Genomic DNA, 18866 nt, shown 5'->3' with positions numbered 1-18866 from the left:
CGTCACTTGGCGACGGACGGGGCGTCCTCGCCGAGCAGCTTGCCGTCCGAGGTCTCGAACTGCTTCTTGAACGCCGCGATCGCCTCGGCGACGGCCTGCAGGGTGTCGTCGGACATCTTGCCGCCCTCGCGGATGGAGGTCATGAGGCCCTGCTCCTGGCGGTGCAGGTACTCGAGCAGCTCCTTCTCGAAGCGGCGGATGTCGTTGACGGGGACCTCGTCCATCTTGCCGGTGGTGCCGGCCCAGACGGAGACGACCTGGTCCTCGGTGGCCATCGGCTGGTACTGGTCCTGCTTCAGCAGCTCGACCATGCGCTGACCGCGCTCCAGCTGCGACTTCGACGCGGCGTCCAGGTCGGAACCGAAGGCGGCGAACGCCTCCAGCTCGCGGAACTGGGCGAGGTCCACGCGCAGTCGGCCGGAGACCTGCTTCATGGCCTTGTGCTGGGCCGAGCCACCGACGCGGGAGACCGAGATACCGACGTTCAGGGCCGGACGCTGGCCGGCGTTGAACAGGTCGGACTCCAGGAAGCACTGGCCGTCGGTGATGGAGATGACGTTGGTCGGGATGAACGCCGACACGTCGTTGGCCTTGGTCTCGACGATCGGCAGACCGGTCATCGAGCCGGCGCCCTCGGCATCGGAGAGCTTCGCGCAGCGCTCCAGCAGACGGGAGTGCAGGTAGAAGACGTCACCCGGGTAGGCCTCGCGGCCCGGCGGGCGGCGCAGCAGCAGCGACACGGCGCGGTAGGCGTCGGCCTGCTTCGACAGGTCGTCGAAGATGATCAGGACGTGCTTGCCCTCGTACATCCACTGCTGGCCGATGGCCGAGCCGGTGTACGGCGCCAGGTACTTGTAGCCGGCCGGGTCGGACGCCGGGGCGGCCACGATGGTCGTGTACTCCAGCGCGCCGTTCTCCTCCAGCGCACCGCGCACGGACGCGATGGTGGAGCCCTTCTGACCGATGGCGACGTAGATGCAGCGGACCTGCTTGTTCGGGTCGCCGGTGCGCCAGTTGTCGCGCTGGTTGATGATCGTGTCGACGGCCAGGGCGGTCTTGCCGGTCTGCCGGTCGCCGATGATCAGCTGACGCTGACCGCGGCCGATCGGGGTCATGGCGTCGACGGCCTTGTAGCCGGTCTCCATCGGCTCGTGCACCGACTTGCGCTGCATGACCGTGGGGGCCTGCAGCTCCAGGGCGCGGCGACCGCTGGTCTCGATCTCGCCGAGGCCGTCGATCGGGTTGCCGAGGGGGTCGACGACGCGGCCGAGGTAGCCCTCGCCGACGGCCACGGAGAGGACCTCACCGGTACGCGAGACCGGCTGCCCCTCCTCGATGCCGCTGAACTCACCGAGGACGACGCAACCGATCTCGCGCTCCTCGAGGTTGAGGGCGAGGCCGAGGGTGCCGTCCTCGAACTTCAGCAGTTCGTTGGCCATGGCCGAGGGCAGGCCCTCGACCTTCGCGATGCCGTCGCCGGCAAGGGTGACCGTACCGACCTCCTCGCGCGAGGCCGCGTCCGGCTTGTACGACTGGACGAAGTTCTCCAGTGCGTCCCGGATCTCCTCCGGCCGGATCGTGAGCTCCGCCATCTGAGTTCCCTGCTCTCCTTGTTGGGCCCGAAGTTTCACTTGGGGGGTATTCCACGAGTCGGGACTCCCCCCAATGAGAGGTGAATCCTCTGCACGGCCCAACCAGGGCCGTCGTAAGTACGTACTGCTACTGCTCTGTTACTGCTGTGCTGTTGTCGCGACGTGAATCGCGTGAGGCGTCAGCTCGCCAGCCGGCGGCCGGCGTCCTCCAGACGGTCCGCGATGGAGCCGTTGATGACCTCGTCGCCGACCTGCACCCGCATTCCGCCGAGAACCTCGGGGTCCACGTCGAGGTTCAGGTGCATCGGACGGCCGTAGACCTTCGCGAGGGCCGCGCCGAGGCGCTGCTTCTGCGTGTCGCTCAGCGGCACCGCCGAGGTGACCACGGCGACCATCCGGTCCCGCCGGTCGGCGGCGAGCTTGGACAGGGACTCGAGTCCCGACTCCAGGCTACGTCCCCGCGGCGCGGTGACAAGGCGCGTCACCAGACGCTCGGTGGTCTGCTCCGCCCGGCCGCCGAGCAGGCTGCGCAGCAGCTCGCCCTTGGCCGCGGTGGTGGCCGACCGGTTGGTGAGCGCGGCGCGCAGCTCGGTGTTGGAGGAGACGATCCGGCCGAACCGGAACAGCTCGTCCTCCACGTTGTCGAGCCGGCCCCGCTTCTGGGCGGCGGTGAGGTCGGCGGTGTTCGCCAGCTCCTCCAGCGCGTCCACCAGGTCGCGGGACTGCGACCAGCGGGAGCGCACCATGCCGGCCACCAGGTCGACGGCCTGGCCGCTGACCTGGGTGCCGAGGAGACGCTGGGCGAGCTCGGCCTTGGCCTCGCCCGCCTGCGCCGGGTCGGTGAGGACCCGACGCAGCGACACCTCGCGGTGGAGCAGCGCGGTGACGGCGGCCAGCTCGTCGGCGAGCGAGCCGGCGTCCACGGACGTGGAGTCCGTCAGCGCGTCGAGACGCTCGCGCGCGGCGGCCAGGGCCTCGCGGCTCGCTCCGTTCATCGGGTTGCCTCTGCCTTCGTCGCCTTGTCGTCCAGCTCGTCCAGGAACCGGTCGATCACACGGCTCTGGCGGGCGTGGTCCTCGAGGGACTCACCGACCAGCTTGCCGGCCAGCTGGGTCGCCAGCTGTCCGACGTCCTGGCGCAGCGCGGACGCGGCGGCCTTGCGGTCGGCCTGGATCTGGGCGTGACCGGCGGCGATGATCTCCTCACGCTGCCGCTGGCCTTCCGCGCGCATCTCGGCGATGAGCGTGGCGCCCTGCTCCTGCGCCTCCTGACGCAGGCGCGCGGCCTCGTGCCGGGCCTCGGCGAGCTGGGCCTTGTACTGCTCGAGGACGCTCTGGGCCTCGGTCTGCGCGGCCTCGGCCTTCTCGATACCGCCCTCGATGGCCTCGCGACGCTGCTCCAGAACCTTGTTGATGTTCGGGAGGAGCTTCTTGGCGAGGAAGCCGAAGACGATGACGAAGGCGATCAGGCCGATGACCAGCTCGGGCCACGGCGGGATGAGGGGGTTCTCCTTCTCACCCTCAGCCGCCAGGAAAACCAGGGCGGAAGTCACATCAATGCCTTTCGTCGAAAGGGTCGGTCGTCAGTCTTCGTCTTAGTAGACGAACGGCATGACGAGACCGATGAGGGCGAGCGCCTCACAGAACGCGAAGCCCAGGATCTGGTTGGCGCGGATCAGGCCGGCCGCCTCGGGCTGGCGGGCGAGGGCCTGGGTGCCGTTACCGAAGATGATGCCGACGCCGACGCCGGGGCCAATGGCGGCCAGGCCGTAACCGACGGAGCTGAGCGAACCTTCGACGGCAGCAAGGGTCTGGGACATGCCAGTTCTTCCTTCTCTTTACGGACCGGTGGGGGTTGGCCACCGGACGGCTGGGGTGTGGTGCGGGACGGACTCAGTGGTGCTCGGCGAGCGCGCCCTGGATGTAGGTGCAGGTCAGCAGCACGAACACGTAAGCCTGCACGGCCTGGATGAAGAGCTCGAAGGCCGTCATGATGATCGTCATCACGAACGAGACGCCCGCGTAGGCGATGCCGATGCCGTTCAGCATGTACCAGCTGGCGATCGTGAAGAGGAGCAGCAGCGTGTGGCCCGCGAACATGTTCGCGAAGAGCCGGACGGCGTGGGTGAAGGGGCGGACGATGAGGTTCGAGAAGAACTCGATCGTCATGGCCAGCGGCAGCACCGGGCCGAGCGACTTGTCGTAGCCGGTGACGTTCTTGAAGAAGCCGACGAAGCCGTGGCGCTTGAAGGTCAGCGAGACCCACAGGATGTAGACGATCGCGGCCATGCCCGCGGGGTAGGCGATGATCGACGTCACCGGGAACTGGGCGACCGGGATGACCGACCAGAGGTTCATCATCCAGATGAAGAAGAAGAGCGTCACGACGAGCGGGACGTACTTCTCGCCTTCCTTCTTGCCGATGGTCTCGTAGACCACGCCGCGGCGGATGAAGTCGTAGCCGGCCTCGGCGACCATCTGGAGCTTGCCCGGGACAACCTTCGGCTTGTTGAAGGCGGCCCAGAAGAAGCCCACGATCACGAGCGAGCCGAGCAGGGCGAGCAGCATCGGCTTGTTGAAGTACATGCCGTTGCCGTCTGCGTTGCCCCAGAGCGGCTCGAAGAGGAACGAGTGCAGGCCGGGAGCCGGGAAGCCACACCCGTCGAACAGGTGGCAGTCGGTCTCGAAGGCGAGCACCTGCGTCGGGTCAGCACTCACCGCGGGCTCCTTCATCGTGGCGCATGGGTACGGCAACCTCGTTGTGTCGGCGCGGCGCGTAACCGCTGTTCGGCACGGGACTGGTGTTTCGGGTGTGGGGGCGGCTGGGGGGCATCTCGCCTCGCGATTCAGCAGGCGTCAGCCGAGATGCCCGCGCCCGCGATGCCGCAGTTGGCACCGGACGATAGCAGGACTTCACATGCCTCTTTATCCCGGCCCTACCCCTCACGACGAGTGGCCCGTCTTTTCGGGCTTTTCGCCCTTCGGTTCGGGTTCGACGTAGAGGATCTTGGCCTTCATGTGCGCGCGCGTCTGCGCGGCGATCCACGCGAGCGTGACGGCGACCAAAGTGATCGCGAAGGACCGGGGGTTGAACAGCGTCGTGTTCTTGAACGCGGCGAGGAAGACGAACAGCAGCAGGATCTGTGCCGCGTAGAGCATCAGGCCCATCGCCTGGAAGAGGTGCGGAAGCGATTTGGCGGTGCGCTGCAGGACGTAGAGGCCGATCCCCATGAAGAGCATCGCCACCACGGTCGCGACGACGGCTCCGACCGCGCCCTTGCCGCCGGCGACCACGGCGCTGACGACGGCGGCTACAGCGCCGACGGCAGCCGTGGGCACGGCAGCCTGAAGCAGGATCCGGACGTCATTGGACGGCATGGCGGCAACTCCGCTTTCAACACACAGGGGGCAGGTGTCGTCATGGACGAGCGTATCCCCGGGTCGGACGGTGTCCGCACACTCAAGAGACCGTCGCACTACGGTCCTTGGGCTCTACCCCGGGATTACTCGTGAACCGTATCACAAACTATTTGATGAGGTCTTTACCTGTGGGTGTGCTTGCTGTCACACATGAGAGTGACTGTGCGCGTCTGTGCAAACACCGCGCCAACTTGTCTGGTAATGGGGCGCTTTGCCACCCGACTCGTCAGCCCTCGGGACGCGTGCACTGCACACCGATTCTCACCTGGTCCGCGTGCGGGATCCGACGGCGGTCGCCCCGTTGACGCCCGAGACGCCCACGGTGACGGGGACCCGCTCCTCGTCCTCGTCCGCGACCGCGGTGGCCTCCCCCGCGTCCCCGGTGACGGCGGCCGCCCGGCGGCGCCGGTAGCGCGGCGGCACGAAGCTCTCGGCCCAGCGGGGGGTGCGCGGGGTGAACCGGGGCAGCAGGAGCAGGACCAGGCCGATCGCGCTGAGGAAGACGACGCTCAGCACGATCCACATCGACGCCGCGTTCACGGAGTAGGCGAGCGCGCCGAAGGCGATCAGCGCCGAGAAGAAGTACATGATCAGCACCGCGCGACTGTGCGAGTGGCCGATCTCCAGCAGCCGGTGGTGCAGGTGCCCCCGGTCCGCGGCGAACGGCGACTGGCCGCGCCAGGTGCGGCGCACGATCGCCAGGATCAGGTCGGCGGCCGGGATGGCGATGATGGTCAGCGGCATCAGCAGCGGGATGTAGACCGGCACCATCTGGTGCACGGCGTTGCGCTCGGAGCCGGAGAACAGCTTCATCACGTCCGGGTCGACCTGACCGGTGACGGAGATCGCGCCGGCCGCCAGCACGAGGCCGATCAGCATGGAGCCCGAGTCGCCCATGAAGATCCGGGCGGGGTGCATGTTGTGCGGCAGGAAGCCGAGGCACATGCCCATGAGGATGGCGGCGAAGAGCGAGGCCGGGGCCGCGGCCTCGATGCCGTACGAGTACCAGATCCGGTAGGCGTACATGAAGAACGCCGCCGCGGCGATGCACACCATGCCCGCCGCGAGGCCGTCCAGGCCGTCCACGAAGTTGACCGCGTTGATGGTGATGACGACCAGCGCCACCGTCAGCAGGGTGCCCTGCCACTGGGTGAGCGCCACCGTGCCGACACCCGGCAGCGGGATCCACAGGATGGTCAGGCCCTGCACCACCATCACACCGGCGGCGATCATCTGGCCGCCCAGCTTGATCAGGGCGTCGATCTCGAACTTGTCGTCCAGGACGCCGATCAGCCAGATCAGGGCCGCCCCGGACAGCAGGGCCCGCGGTTCGTTGGACTTCTCGAAGACCTCGTGGAGGTTGGTGAGGTGGTCGGCGACCAGCAGGCCGGCGCACAACCCGAAGAACATGGCGATCCCGCCGAGACGCGGAGTGGGCTCCCGGTGCACGTCACGTGCCCGGATCTCCGGCATCGCTCCCGCCACGATCGCGAACTTCCGTACCGGCCCTGTCAGCAGATACGTCACCGCGGCCGTGATGCAGAGCGTCAGCAGGTATTCACGCACGGGCTTCCCCACAGGTCTCGCTGGCCATCCTCGACCCCACACCCTAACGATGCGCTCGGCGGTGCGACGCATACGGTGGAGGACTTCCGGGTACCGACGATGGTTGCACGGGTGGACGGGTACGCCTGTACGCCTACCCGTCCTCAGTCCGGGTAGGGCGGGAACTGCGCGGTCAGGTCCCGTACGTCGGCCCGTGCCGCGGCCGGGTCCGTGGTGCCGCGCAGCACTCCGGCGAGCAGGGTGGCCACCGCCCGCATCTCCCGCTCCCCCATGCCCTGCGTGGTCACGGCGGCCGTACCCAGGCGCAGGCCGCGGGCGTCGCCGTGCGGCAGGGCGCAGCAGTCCAGCACGATCCCGGCCGCCGCGAGCCGCCCCCTGGCGGTCTTCCCGTCGACGCCGAGCGGGGCGGGGTCGGCGGTGATCAGGTGGGTGTCGGTACCGCCGGTGGTGACGATCAGGCCCTCGGCGGCCAGGTGGGCGGCGAGCGCGCGGGCGTTGGCGACCACCTGGTGGGCGTAGGCGGCGAAGGCGGGGGTCGCCGCCTCCCCGAAGGCGACGGCCTTGGCGGCGACGGTGTGCATCTGGGCACCGCCCTGGGTGAACGGGAAGACGGCCCGGTCGACCCGCTCGGCGAGTTCGCTTCCGCACAGGATCATGCCGCCGCGGGGTCCGCGCAGCACCTTGTGGGTGGTGGCGCACACGATGTCGGCGTACGGCACCGGGCTGGGCGCCGCTCCCCCGGCGACCAGCCCGATCGGGTGGGCTGCGTCGGCGATGAGGTAGGCGCCCACCTCGTCGGCGATGTCACGGAAGGCCGCGTAGTCGAGATGGCGGGGGTAGGCGATGGAACCGCAGACGATCGCCTTCGGCCGGCGGGCGCGGGCCAGGGCGCGCACCTGGTCGTGGTCCGTCAGCCCGGTCTCCGCGTCCACGCCGTAGCCGACGAAGTCGAACCAGCGGCCGGAGAAGTTCGCCGGCGAACCGTGGGTGAGGTGACCGCCGTGGGGCAGCCCGAGGGCGAGGACGGTGTCACCGGGGCGCAGGAGGGCGGCGTAGGCGGCCAGCACGGCGGAGGAGCCGGAGTGGGGCTGCACGTTGGCGTGCTCGGCGCCGAAGAGGTCCTGGGCCCGCTGCGCGGCCAGCCGCTCCGCGACGTCCACGATCTCGCAGCCGCCGTGGTGGCGGGCGCCGGGGTAGCCCTCCGCGTACTTGTTGGCCAGTGGCGAGCCGAGGGCGGCCAGCACGGCGGGTGACGTGAAGTTCTCGGCGGCGATCAGCTGCAGCGTCGTCGCCTGCCGGCGGCCTTCCGCGAACAGGATCTCGGCCAGCTCGGGATCCTGGCGCGGCAGGACTCCGAGCGAGCTGTCATCGGCCTCGATGATGTCGTGGGTGACCGACATGGTGCGCTCCGGGGCGTGCGTCGACGGTGACGTACGACCAATGTAGGCCCGCCGCGGCGCAGGCGCCCGGCGTGCCCGGGCGGCGCGCTACGTCCGCGCGGGCACCCCGGTCAGCGCGGTCACGACCGGGTCCAGGGCCTGGTGTATCTCGTCGCCGATCGAGCGGAAGAACGGCAGCGGTGCGCCGTACGGGTCGTACACCTCGTCCGCCTCCACCGTGGGGGCGAGGAGCCACCCGCGCAGCGCGGCCGCGGCGCGGACCAGGGCGCGGGCGCGGGTCACCACGCCGTCCTCCAGGGGCGGCAGGGTGGCCGGGTCGATGGCGTTCACCAGGCGGGTGAACTCCTTGAGGGTGAAGGTGCGCAGGCCCGCCGAGTGGCCCATGGAGATGACCTGGGCCCGGTGGTCCCGGGTGGCGGTGAGCACCAGGTCGGCGCGGATGACGTGCTCGTCGAGCAGCTCGCGCCCGGTGAACCCGGCCGGGTCGGCGCCGAAGTCCGCGAGGACCGTCTCGGCGTTCGCCTCCATGGGGGCGCCCTCGTGGCCCCATGTGCCGGCGCTCTCCACGATCAGGCCGCCGCCCAGGACGCCGAGCCGCTCCTTCACCGCGTGCCGGGTCAGCCGCTCGGTGATGGGCGAGCGGCAGACGTTTCCGGTGCTGACGTGGAGGATGCGGAAGCTGTCGCGCGGCAGTCCGACGAACGTGGTCGTGATCTCCGCGGCGCGTTCCCCGTTGCCTATGCCACGCCCCGTCTCAGGGGCCGTCAATTCGCCACCTCGAGGTCGGGTACCACCTTGCGCAGTTCCTCCGCCGACAGCGCTCCCGCGCGCAGCAGGACCGGCACCTCGCGGGTGACGTCGACGATGGACGACGGGACGTTGCCGGGCGTGGGGCCGCCGTCGAGGTAGACGGAGACGGAGTCGCCGAGCATCTGCTGGGCGGCGTCGCAGTCCTCGGGGGACGGGTGGCCGGTCAGGTTGGCGGAGGAGACGGCCATCGGGCCGACCTCGGTGAGCAGCTCGATGGCGACCGGGTGCAGCGGCATGCGGACGGCGACGGTGCCCCGGGTGTCGCCGAGGTCCCACTGCAGCGACGGCTGGTGCTTGGCGACCAGCGTCAGCGCGCCGGGCCAGAAGGCGTCGACCAGTTCCCAGGCCATCTCGGAGAAGTCCGTGACGAGGCCGTGCAGGGTGTTGGGCGAGCCGATGAGGACCGGGGAGGGCATGTTGCGGCCCCGTCCCTTGGCCTCCAGCAGGTCGCCGACGGCCTCCGCGGTGAAGGCGTCGGCGCCGATGCCGTACACGGTGTCGGTCGGCAGCACGACGAGTTCGCCCCGGCGGACGGCGGAGGCGGCCTCGCGCAGACCGGTCACTCGGTCGGTCGCGTCATTGGTGTCGTAACGCCGTGCCATTTAGCGGGCCTCCTCGTACACGTACTGCGGGGTCGAAGTCAGCGGGGTGCGGTCGCTCACGGCAGTGCCTTGCGGGCGGTCGCGAACCTGGGCCGGTTGTTGAGGTCGGGGTGGTCGGCCGCGTCGGCCCAGCCCCGCTCCTCGGTGAAGATCCACGGCACCTGGCCGCCCTGGGTGTCGGCGTGCTCGACGACGACCACGCCGCCGGGGCGCAGCAGGCGGTGCGCGGTTCGTTCCAGGCCGCGGATGAGGTCGAGGCCGTCCTCGCCGGAGAACAGGGCCAGCTCCGGGTCGTGGTCGCGGGCCTCGGGGGCGACGTACTCCCACTCGGTGAGCGGGATGTACGGCGGGTTGGAGACGACCAGGTCGACCTGGCCGTCGAGGTCGGGGAAGGCGGTCAGGGCGTCTCCCTGGCGCAGGTCGACCCTGGACCCCGCCATGTTCTTGCGGGTCCACACCAGGGCGTCCTCGGACAGCTCCACGGCGTGCACGCGCGAGCGCGGCACCTCCTGGGCGAGGGCGAGCGCGATGGCTCCGGAGCCGGTGCACAGGTCGACGATGCAGGGCTCCACGACGTCCATGGCCCGCACGGCGTCTATGGCCCAGCCGACGACCGACTCGGTCTCGGGACGGGGCACGAAGACGCCGGGGCCCACCTGGAGCTCCAGGTAGCGGAAGTAGGCGCGGCCGGTGATGTGCTGGAGCGGTTCACGCGCCTCGCGGCGGGCGACGACCTCCCAGTACCGGGCGTCGAAGTCCGCGTCCGGCACGGTGTGCAGCTCACCCCGCTTGACGCCGTGCAGGTGCGCGGCGAGCTCCTCCGCGTCGGTGCGCGGCGAGGGCACGCCGGCGTCGGCCAGCCGCTGGGTGGCCTGGGCCACCTCCATGAGCAGCAGGTTCACGCTGGTCCTCCGGGCTGTCGTACGGGGGGCTTACGCGGCGGCGAGCTTGGCCGCCGAGTCCGCGTCGACGCAGGCCTGGATCACCGAGTCGAGGTCGCCGTCCAGGACCTGGTCCAGGTTGTACGCCTTGAAGCCGACGCGGTGGTCCGAGATGCGGTTCTCGGGGAAGTTGTACGTGCGGATCTTCTCGGAGCGGTCGACGGTGCGGACCTGGCTGCGCCGGGCGTCCGCGGCCTCCCGCTCCGCCTCCTCCTGCGCCGCCGCGAGCAGCCTGGAGCGCAGGATACGCATCGCCTGCTCCTTGTTCTGCAGCTGGCTCTTCTCGTTCTGGCAGGAGGCGACGACTCCGGTCGGCAGGTGCGTGATGCGCACCGCGGAGTCGGTGGTGTTGACGGACTGGCCGCCGGGGCCGGAGGAGCGGTAGACGTCGATGCGCAGGTCGTTCGGGTTGATCTCGACGTCGATCTCCTCGGCCTCGGGCGTGACCAGCACGCCGGCCGCGGAGGTGTGGATCCGGCCCTGGGACTCGGTCGCGGGGACCCGCTGCACGCGGTGCACGCCGCCCTCGTACTTCAGGCGCGCCCAGACGCCCTGTCCGGGCTCGGTGGCGCCCTGGCCGCCCTTGGTCTTCACGGCGACCTGGACGTCCTTGTAGCCGCCCAGCTCGGACTCGGTGGCGTCGATGATCTCGGTCTTCCAGCCGATCCGCTCGGCGTAGCGCAGGTACATGCGCAGCAGGTCGCCCGCGAAGAGCGCCGACTCGTCGCCGCCGGCGCCAGCCTTGATCTCGAGGATGACGTCCTTGTCGTCGCTGGGGTCGCGCGGGACGAGCAGCAGGCGCAGCTTCTCGGTGAGCTCCTCGCGCTGCTTGTCCAGCTCCTTGACCTCGGCGGCGAAGTCCGGGTCGTCGGCGGCGAACTCGCGCGCGGTCTCGATGTCGTCGCCCGTCTGCTTCCAGGAGCGGAACGTGGCGACGATCGGGGTCAGCTCGGCGTACCGCTTGTTCAGCTTGCGCGCGTTCGCCTGGTCGGAGTGGACCGACGGGTCGGCGAGCTTCTTCTCCAGGTCGGCGTGCTCGGCGACGAGTTCCTCGACGGCCTCGAACATCTTGGGCTCCTGCTACTGCGTGGGAAGGGAAGGCGGGCGACCAAAAACGCCGGTCCCGGCGCTCCCCGGGGAGGGGATGCGGCCGTGGACCGGCGGTTGGGGGCTCGCTACTTCTTGGAGCCGGCGGCAGCCTTGCCGAAGCGGGCCTCGAAGCGGGCCACGCGGCCACCGGTGTCGAGGATCTTCTGCTTGCCCGTGTAGAACGGGTGGCACTCGGAGCAGACCTCGGCCCGGATGGTGCCGGACTGAATGGTGCTGCGGGTGGTGAACGACGCGCCACAGGTGCAGCTGACCTGCGTCTCGACGTACTCGGGGTGGATGTCGCGCTTCAAGGTGTCTCCTACTGTTCCGGGAGGGCGCCGGGTCGCAGCCGCGGGATGCGGGAGCGTGAACCGGAGCCGACGTACCAGTCTGCCAGGACCGGCCGCATCTCCCAAAACCGGGGGGCGGCGGGATCTATTCCCCGGCGCCGACGACGCCGTCGGCCTCGCCGGTGGCCGTGCCCTGCGTGGCCGACTTCGGGATCGGACGGTCGTTCTTCAGGGCCGTCCAGACCTGCTGGGCCTTGTCCTTCTCGACCAGGACGCGGTTGGCGTCGGCGGGGTCGTAGACCACCGGCATGGTGACCATGTGCATCTTGTCCGGGCCGATCCCCTTCAGGCCGGTCGCGAAGGACATCAGGGAGTTCACCGAGCCCAGGTCGGAGTCGGTGGTCACGGTCTTGGTGGCGGTGTCGGCGATGTCGTACAGCTTCTTGGGGTTGCCGAGCAGGCCGACGTCCTTGACCTGGTCGACCAGGGCCTTGACGAAGGCCTGCTGGAGCTGGATGCGGCCGAGGTCGGAGCCGTCGCCGACGCCGTGCCGGGTGCGGACCAGGCCGAGCGCCTGCTCGCCGTCGAGCCGGTGGGTGCCGGCCGTGAGGTCGAGATGGCTGTCGGGGTCCTTGATGTCCTCGGTGGTACTGACCTCGACGCCGCCGAGGTCGTCGATGAGGTTCTGGAAGCCGCTGAAGTCGACTTCCAGGTAGTGGTCCATGCGCAGGCCGCTGACCGACTCGACGGTCTTCACGGCGCAGGCGGCGCCGCCGGTGGAGTACGCGGAGTTGAACATGACGTCCTGGGCCGCGGGGTGCTCGGTGCCGTCGGTGCCGGTGCAGTCGGGGCGGTCGATGAGGGTGTCGCGCGGGATGGAGACCACGCTGGCGCTCTTGTGGCCCTGGTGGACGTGCACGATCATCGCCGTGTCCGAGCGGGCGGTGCCGTCGTCGGTGCCGCCGCCGAGCTTCTTGTTGCCGCCCGAGCGGGTGTCGGAGCCGAGGACCAGGATGTTCTCGGAGCCGTTGTCGGTCTTCTCGGGCCGGTCGGCGCCGAGTGCCTGGTCGATGTCGACGCTCGTCAGGTTGCCGTTGAGCTTGAAGTACAGGACTCCCGCTCCGGTGCCGCCCAGGACGACGATGCCGGCGGCGCTCCAGGCCGCGACGAGCAGGGCCTTGCGGCGCTTGGCTCTGGGCTTGCGGCGTCGGCCCTTGCCCCGGTGGCCGGGTCCGGTGCGGGACCTGCCGGGGTCGGGTATCGCGGGATCCGGCGTGCTCTCGGCGGACATGGGCTCCTCGGTGTTCGTCCGGTCGGTTACCCCCTGGGGTCGGGGTCGGGTCGGCCGGCTCCGTCGGTGTCGGGGCCGCTACCTCACCATGGTCCCCCCGTGAGTGGGACGGGGGAACTCGGGACAGGGTTGCACAACGGACTGTGGCGACCCGGTGCGGAAACGGTGACGGAGCGTATTCACCGCGCGGTCCTCCGCCCCGCTGACCTGCGCGTCGGCGGGCCTCGGCCCCGCCGCGCCGGGGCGCCCGCCGGGACGGCGCGTGTGGCGAAGGTCGCAGGTGGGGCCCATGACGAAGGGGCCGCCCCCGAAGCGGAGGCGGCCCCTGGCGCCGTTCTCAGCCGAACAGGTCGAACGCGTTCCAGCCGGCCCCGACGCGGGTGCGGGCCTTGAACGTGGCCGTGCCCGACTTGCCGGTTCCCTTGTACAGCCACATCGCCCCGGAGGAGTCGCGGGCCAGCAGGTCGGGCCTGCCGTCACCGGTGGTGTCACCGGCGGTGGCGAAGGCGCCGTAGACGGACCAGCCGCCGCCGACCTTGACCCGGCTGCCGAGCGCCGGCGCGGCCTTCCCGGTGCCCGGGTACAGCCACAGGACGCCCGAGCCGTCCCGCGCCAGCAGGTCGGGCCTGCCGTCGCGGTTGTAGTCGCCCTTGCCGGTGATCGTGTACGAGGCCCAGCCGCCGCCGATCCTGACGCGGCTGCCGAACGTGCCGTCGCCCTTGCCCGGGTAGAGCCACAGGACGCCGTCCTTGTCCTTGGCCACCAGGTCGGGCAGGGCGTCCCCGGAGAGGTCGCCCGGGACGCGGATGTCCTTCATGACGTTCCAGCCGGCGCCGACGCGGATCGACTCGTAGCGGTCGACCCCGTTGAAGGCGAGCGTGTACAGCACACCGCTGGACGTGCGGTACACGTAGTCCTGGTGGAAGTCGCGGTCCAGGTCGCCCTGGCGCACCAGGCTCCGCCCGCCCCAGTCACCGCTCAGCGCGAGGCGCTTGCCAAGGTAGGGCGACCGGTCGCCGAGCGAGTAGTACTCGTACCCCTTGCCGCCCGGGGTGCGGGCGAACAGGTCCGCCAGCCCGTCGAAGTCGAGGTCCGTGTCGTCGACGCGGGCGTTGACCTCACCGACGTAGGAGCTGGTCTTGGCGTAGACGCTGTAGGCACCCGAGGCGACGCAGTCCTTGACGCCCCAGGACACCACACCGGCGATCCGCCCGTTGACGACCAGCGGGCCGCCGGAGTCGCCGTTGCACGCGGAGACCGTACCGGCGTCCTGACCGCTGGCCGGGTCGCCGGCGCAGGCCATCTGGCCGGGCACGAAGTCCGGGCCCCAGTACGAGGTGCAGGGGGCGTCCGAGCGCATCGGCACGGTCGCCTTCCTGAGGGTCGGCGAGATGTCCTGGCTGGTGGAGCTGGTGCGCCCCCAGCCGTACACCGTCGCCGGGGTCCCGTTGGCGTACGAGGCGGTGTCGCCGCTCGTCGTCGTCCGGAGCGTCTTGTACGGCAGCGCCTCGGTCAGCGTGAGCACCGCCAGGTCGCCGCCCGAGGTGCTGCTCGGCCGGTACGTGGGGTTGACCCACTGGCGCCAGACGCCGACGGCCCGGCCGCCATGCAGGTCCTTGCCGACGGGCAGCTGGGCGGTACCCGCGACGACGGTTCCCCTCTCCGACCAGTCCAGCCCATACACGCAGTGCGCGGCGGTCAGGACCTTCGCCGGGGCCACCAGGGTGCCGCCGCAGAAGTAGCCCTCGTCGTCGTCGGGGTCGTCGGTGCCCATGTCGTCGTCGTAGTACAGCTGCACCATCCACGGCGCCTCGGAGAACGTGGCGTCCTTGCCCCCGATGATCTTCGGATCGATCCGGCCGGCCGGAGCCTCGGCGTCCTCGGATGCCTCCGGCCGCATGCCGGGGGCGTTCGCGGCGCTGCTCTTGAGGGCGGCTGCGGAGTTCTGGACACGCTGCATCAGCTCGGCGCTGGACGCCGCGGCGGGACGTTCGGTGACGGCCGGCCGGGGCGGGACGGGAGCCCCGCCGGATGCCTGGGCGGGGGCGGCCGCGAGGACCGCGCCCGACAGGGCGAGTGCGGCGGTGGCCGCGGGAAGAGCCAGCCGGGCTCTTCGGGGGGTAGATGTCACTCAGGTCTCCTGTCGCGGATAGACGCGGACAGGAGAGAACAGCCCATGGGTGCGGGCCCGTGAAGGCAGCACTGATCACCCTGTGGGCGTATCCGAAAACACGTTCCCCCCCACCGCGGTGCGCTGATCCTACAAGCCCCGCACGTCAGAAGTCCCGCCCCGTCACGAGTGACGAAGCGGGACTTCCGTGCTGCGAACCGGCCGGCGGTGACTCAGTCGCCGTTGCCGGGCGTCGGCGTCGTCTTCTGGATCTGCATCAGGAACTCGACGTTCGACTTGGTCTGCTTCATCTTGTCGAGGAGCAGCTCGATCGCCTGCTGCTGGTCGAGGGCGTGCAGCACCCGGCGCAGCTTCCAGGTGACGGCGAGCTCCTCGTTGCCGAGCAGGATCTCCTCCTTGCGGGTGCCGGACGCGTCGACGTCCACCGCGGGGAAGATGCGCTTGTCGGCGAGCTTCCGGTCGAGCTTGAGCTCGGCGTTGCCGGTGCCCTTGAACTCCTCGAAGATGACCTCGTCCATGCGGGACCCGGTGTCCACCAGGGCGGTGGCGAGGATGGTCAGCGAACCGCCGTCCTCGATGTTGCGGGCCGCACCGAAGAAGCGCTTCGGCGGGTACAGGGCGGTCGAGTCGACACCACCGGAGAGGATGCGGCCGGAGGCCGGGGCGGCGAGGTTGTACGCACGGCCCAGACGCGTGATCGAGTCGAGCAGCACGACGACGTCGTGACCCAGCTCCACCAGGCGCTTGGCGCGCTCGATGGCCAGCTCGGCGACCGTGGTGTGGTCCTCGGCCGGACGGTCGAAGGTCGAGGAGATGACCTCGCCCTTCACCGACCGCTGCATGTCGGTGACCTCTTCCGGACGCTCGTCGACCAGGACGACCATCAGGTGGCACTCGGGGTTGTTGTGCGTGATCGCGTTGGCGATCGCCTGCATGATCATGGTCTTGCCGGTCTTCGGCGGGGCCACGATCAGACCGCGCTGGCCCTTACCGATCGGCGCGACGAGGTCGATGATGCGGGTGGTGAGGACGCCGGGGTCCGTCTCCAGGCGGAGGCGGTCCTGCGGGTACAGCGGGGTGAGCTTGTTGAACTCCGGGCGTCCGCGGCCGTGTTCGGGCGCCATGCCGTTGACCGAGTCCAGGCGCACCAGCGCGTTGAACTTCTCGCGGCGCTCGCCCTCCTTGGGCTGGCGCACGGCACCGGTGAGGTGGTCGCCCTTGCGCAGGCCGTTCTTGCGGACCTGGGCGAGGGAGACGTACACGTCGTTGGGGCCGGGCAGGTAGCCGGAGGTCCGGATGAACGCGTAGTTGTCGAGGATGTCGAGGATGCCGGCGACCGGGATGAGGACGTCGTCCTCGTTGATCTGCGGCTCCGCGGCGATCTCGTCGCGCCCGCGACGGCCCCGGCGGTCGCGGTAGCGGCCCCGACGGCCGCGGCGGCCGCCGCCGTCGTCGTCGAAACCGTCGTCGTGCTGCTGACGGTCCTGGCGTCCGCCGCCCTGCTGCTGACGGTCCTGGCGACCGCCGCCCTGGCTCTGCTGGTCGTCGCCCTTGCTGCGCCGGTCACGGCCGCGGTCACCGCGGTCGCCCCGGTCACCGCGGTCGTTGCGGTCGCCCCGGTCGCCCCGGTCGCGGCGGTCACGGCGGCGGCCCTCGCCGCCCTCGCCGTCGGAACGGGCGTCGCCCTGGCCCTGCTGCTGCGACTGCTGCTGGCCCGACGCGTCGGCCTTCGCCTCGCCGCGGGTGTCGACGGCCACCGTCTCGGTGGCGGCGGACGGGCTGCCCGCGTCCGCGGTGGCCCGGCGACGACGGCGCTCGGAGGGGGCGTCGTCGGCGGGGGCGGTCTGCTCGGCCGAGGCGTTGACCTTGGGGGACGGCTGACCGGGGATCTCGATCTGCTGCTGGGCGGCGGCCTTGTCGGCGGTCGCCTTGTCCGCCTTCTTGTCGGCCTTGCCGACCTTCTCCGCCTTCTCGGCGGGGGCCTCGTCGCCCGTACGGGCCCGGGAGGTGCTGCGGCGCTTCGGCTTGGTCTCGCCGGCGGTGTCCGCGGCGGACGCGGCCTTGGCGGGGGCACTCCCCCCGGCCTGCGCCTCCTTGATGACCTCGATCAGCTGGCTCTTGCGCATCCGCGCGGTGCCCCTGATGCCGAGGCCGGATGCGACCTGCTGCAGCTCGGCCAGCACCATGCCCTCGAGGCCGGTACCGCGGCGCCGCCGGGAGCCGGCACCGGTGGCAGGCGCGGAGGCGTCCGTGGCGGGCGCGGCAGCGGTCTCCTCGACACGTGCGCCCATCAGATCGGTGGTGTCGCTCACGAAGGGTCCTTCCCTGGAGCGGACGTCGGCCTGTCTGGCTCGGCGACCGGTTGTGCTGTCCGGCTTCGGTCCTTGCTGTGTGAACCGTGCCGGGGCGGTGGTCCGCCTGAACGGCGGAAGAGATATCTGGTGATGGCGCTTCCCCTAGCCGTGGCACCCGGTATCTGTGTCATGCGGCGTGGTCGCACCGGTTCCGAAACTCCCCCAGCGGGGGGTGACCCCCACCGGCGGGCCGCTCAATGCCCGTGTCGGCCGTACTGATCACGTACGACATCCACTGCACGATGCGGCTTGGGGGGCTCCCGGAAGAATGTCTGTCCCGGACGGGGACACGAGGCACCTCGCCATGGTGAGGTCGGGTGCAGACTTGAGGTTAACACTACCGGATCCAACAAACATTCCCCCTCTCGAAATCCGGCAACCGCTCGCGCGTCTAAATGTCGCCGGATGTCGCCAGCGGCAGGACACTCGCGCCCTGCCCGTCCAGACTCAGCCGATTGGCCGCCCAGTCCGTCCCGGCCAGCGCCTCGACCTTGTCGGCCGTGTCGGCGTCGGCCAGGGCCATCACCGTGGGCCCGGCACCCGAGATCACCGCCGGGATGCCGTCGCCGCGCAGCCTCTCCACCAGCGCCGCGCTCTCCGGCATGGCCGGCGCCCGGTACTCCTGGTGGAGGCGGTCCTCGGTGGCCGGCAGCAGCAGCTCGGGGCGCCGGGTGAGGGCCTCGACGAGCAGCGCGGCGCGGCCGGCGTTGGCGGCGGCGTCGACGTGCGGGACGTGGCGCGGGAGCAGTCCGCGCGCGGTCTGGGTCAGCACCGGCTTTCCGGGCACGAAAACCACCGGAACGATGGAATCGGAGGGCTCCATCCTGATCGCCCGGGCGGCGCCGGACTCCATCCAGGACAGGGTGAAACCGCCCAGCAGACAGGCCGCCACGTTGTCCGGGTGACCCTCGATCTCGGTGGCGAGGTCGAGCAGCGCGGCGTCGTCGAGGCGGGCCTCGCCGCCTATGGTCACCGCGCGCGCGGCGACTATGCCGGCGCAGATGGCGGCGGAGGAGGAGCCGAGGCCGCGGCCGTGCGGGATGCGGTTGGCGCAGACGATCTCCAGGCCGCGCGGCTGTCCGCCGAGCAGGTCGAAGGCGGTGCGCAGGGAGCGGACGAGGAGGTGCTTCTCGTCGCGCGGGAGGGTCTCGCTGCCCTCACCCGCGATGTCGATGTGCAGCCCGGAGTCGGCCACCCGGACGACCACGTCGTCGTAGAGACCCAGCGCGAGGCCGAGGGCGTCGAAGCCCGGACCGAGATTGGCGCTGGTGGCGGGGACGCGCACCCTGACGGCGGCGGCGCGGAACGCTGGACCGGCCATCGCTCGATGACTCTCCTTGAGCTGCGGGACTGTCGAATGACATTCGATGACGTACATGAG

General features: G+C 70.5%; 17 protein-coding genes. All 17 read right to left on the bottom strand.

Annotated features, from left to right (window positions below; all coding sequences use genetic code 11):
* Window positions 1-2: 2 nt before the first annotated feature.
* Entirely contained in the window at window positions 3-1592 is a 1590-nt protein-coding gene (gene atpA / locus EV562_RS15600; protein ID WP_133887390.1) for a F0F1 ATP synthase subunit alpha, read from the bottom strand.
* Window positions 1593-1771: 179 nt separating this feature from the next.
* Window positions 1772-2587, bottom strand: a complete 816-nt coding sequence (locus EV562_RS15595; protein ID WP_133887389.1) for a F0F1 ATP synthase subunit delta — start codon at window positions 2585-2587, stop codon at window positions 1772-1774.
* Entirely contained in the window at window positions 2584-3144 is a 561-nt protein-coding gene (locus tag EV562_RS15590; protein WP_208298357.1) for a F0F1 ATP synthase subunit B, read from the bottom strand. Before EV562_RS15590 ends, EV562_RS15595 begins: the two co-directional genes overlap by 4 nt.
* Window positions 3145-3186: 42 nt before the next feature.
* Window positions 3187-3411 carry an ATP synthase F0 subunit C gene (atpE, locus tag EV562_RS15585; protein WP_030545783.1) on the bottom strand — a complete coding sequence of 75 codons (225 nt, stop codon included), beginning with the start codon at window positions 3409-3411 and terminating at the stop codon, window positions 3187-3189.
* 73 nt (window positions 3412-3484) lie between these two features.
* Window positions 3485-4324 (bottom strand): F0F1 ATP synthase subunit A, encoded by an 840-nt coding sequence (gene atpB / locus EV562_RS15580; RefSeq protein ID WP_166661807.1) that lies wholly within the window; start codon window positions 4322-4324, stop codon window positions 3485-3487.
* A gap of 210 nt (window positions 4325-4534) precedes the next feature.
* Window positions 4535-4969 (bottom strand): hypothetical protein, encoded by a 435-nt coding sequence (locus EV562_RS15575; protein WP_030187255.1) that lies wholly within the window; start codon window positions 4967-4969, stop codon window positions 4535-4537.
* A 303-nt stretch (window positions 4970-5272) separates the two neighbouring features.
* Window positions 5273-6577, bottom strand: coding sequence for an MraY family glycosyltransferase (locus tag EV562_RS15570; RefSeq protein WP_133887387.1), 1305 nt, complete (start codon window positions 6575-6577; stop codon window positions 5273-5275).
* Window positions 6578-6720: 143 nt separating this feature from the next.
* Complete coding sequence (glyA, locus tag EV562_RS15565) at window positions 6721-7977, bottom strand: serine hydroxymethyltransferase (RefSeq protein WP_133887386.1); 1257 nt, start codon at window positions 7975-7977, stop codon at window positions 6721-6723.
* A gap of 87 nt (window positions 7978-8064) precedes the next feature.
* Window positions 8065-8745 (bottom strand): protein-tyrosine-phosphatase, encoded by a 681-nt coding sequence (locus EV562_RS15560; RefSeq protein WP_133887385.1) that lies wholly within the window; start codon window positions 8743-8745, stop codon window positions 8065-8067.
* Window positions 8742-9389: an L-threonylcarbamoyladenylate synthase gene (locus tag EV562_RS15555; protein WP_133887384.1), complete on the bottom strand. Its 648-nt coding sequence runs from the start codon at window positions 9387-9389 to the stop codon at window positions 8742-8744. Before EV562_RS15555 ends, EV562_RS15560 begins: the two co-directional genes overlap by 4 nt.
* A 56-nt stretch (window positions 9390-9445) precedes the next feature.
* Window positions 9446-10291 carry a peptide chain release factor N(5)-glutamine methyltransferase gene (prmC, locus tag EV562_RS15550; protein WP_133887383.1) on the bottom strand — a complete coding sequence of 282 codons (846 nt, stop codon included), beginning with the start codon at window positions 10289-10291 and terminating at the stop codon, window positions 9446-9448.
* Between the two features lie 30 nt (window positions 10292-10321).
* Window positions 10322-11398, bottom strand: a complete 1077-nt coding sequence (gene prfA / locus EV562_RS15545) for a peptide chain release factor 1 (protein ID WP_133887382.1) — start codon at window positions 11396-11398, stop codon at window positions 10322-10324.
* 107 nt (window positions 11399-11505) lie between these two features.
* Window positions 11506-11730, bottom strand: coding sequence for a 50S ribosomal protein L31 (rpmE, locus tag EV562_RS15540; RefSeq protein WP_030672379.1), 225 nt, complete (start codon window positions 11728-11730; stop codon window positions 11506-11508).
* 124 nt (window positions 11731-11854) lie between these two features.
* Window positions 11855-13000 (bottom strand): LCP family protein, encoded by a 1146-nt coding sequence (locus tag EV562_RS15535; protein ID WP_133887381.1) that lies wholly within the window; start codon window positions 12998-13000, stop codon window positions 11855-11857.
* A 337-nt stretch (window positions 13001-13337) separates the two neighbouring features.
* The gene (locus EV562_RS15530; RefSeq protein ID WP_133887380.1) at window positions 13338-15131 is read right to left on the bottom strand and encodes a trypsin-like serine protease; all 1794 of its coding nucleotides are present in this window, start codon (window positions 15129-15131) and stop codon (window positions 13338-13340) included.
* Window positions 15132-15343: 212 nt separating this feature from the next.
* A complete protein-coding gene (rho, locus tag EV562_RS15525) occupies window positions 15344-17443 on the bottom strand; it encodes a transcription termination factor Rho (protein ID WP_133887379.1) in 2100 nt (699 codons plus the stop codon).
* Between the two features lie 433 nt (window positions 17444-17876).
* Window positions 17877-18806, bottom strand: a complete 930-nt coding sequence (gene thrB, locus EV562_RS15520; protein ID WP_133887378.1) for a homoserine kinase — start codon at window positions 18804-18806, stop codon at window positions 17877-17879.
* Window positions 18807-18866 lie beyond the last annotated feature (60 nt).

Source organism: Streptomyces sp. BK208 (genome assembly GCF_004364245.1).
GTDB lineage: Bacteria > Actinomycetota > Actinomycetes > Streptomycetales > Streptomycetaceae > Streptomyces.
The sequence above is the reverse complement of the archived record's forward strand: the minus strand, read 5'-3'. Positions and strand labels throughout refer to the sequence as shown.

Bases quoted from the DNA above. Each gene is read 5' to 3' on its own strand.
- atpA (WP_133887390.1), bottom strand. From the start codon at position 1,592: ATGGCGGAGCTCACGATCCGGCCGGAGGAGATCCGGGACGCACTGGAG.
- EV562_RS15595 (WP_133887389.1), bottom strand. From the start codon at position 2,587: ATGAACGGAGCGAGCCGCGAGGCCCTGGCCGCCGCGCGCGAGCGTCTC.
- atpE (WP_030545783.1), bottom strand. From the start codon at position 3,411: ATGTCCCAGACCCTTGCTGCCGTCGAAGGTTCGCTCAGCTCCGTCGGT.
- atpB (WP_166661807.1), bottom strand. From the start codon at position 4,324: ATGAAGGAGCCCGCGGTGAGTGCTGACCCGACGCAGGTGCTCGCCTTC.
- EV562_RS15575 (WP_030187255.1), bottom strand. From the start codon at position 4,969: ATGCCGTCCAATGACGTCCGGATCCTGCTTCAGGCTGCCGTGCCCACG.
- glyA (WP_133887386.1), bottom strand. From the start codon at position 7,977: ATGTCGGTCACCCACGACATCATCGAGGCCGATGACAGCTCGCTCGGA.
- EV562_RS15555 (WP_133887384.1), bottom strand. From the start codon at position 9,389: ATGGCACGGCGTTACGACACCAATGACGCGACCGACCGAGTGACCGGT.
- prfA (WP_133887382.1), bottom strand. From the start codon at position 11,398: ATGTTCGAGGCCGTCGAGGAACTCGTCGCCGAGCACGCCGACCTGGAG.
- EV562_RS15535 (WP_133887381.1), bottom strand. From the start codon at position 13,000: ATGTCCGCCGAGAGCACGCCGGATCCCGCGATACCCGACCCCGGCAGG.
- thrB (WP_133887378.1), bottom strand. From the start codon at position 18,806: ATGGCCGGTCCAGCGTTCCGCGCCGCCGCCGTCAGGGTGCGCGTCCCC.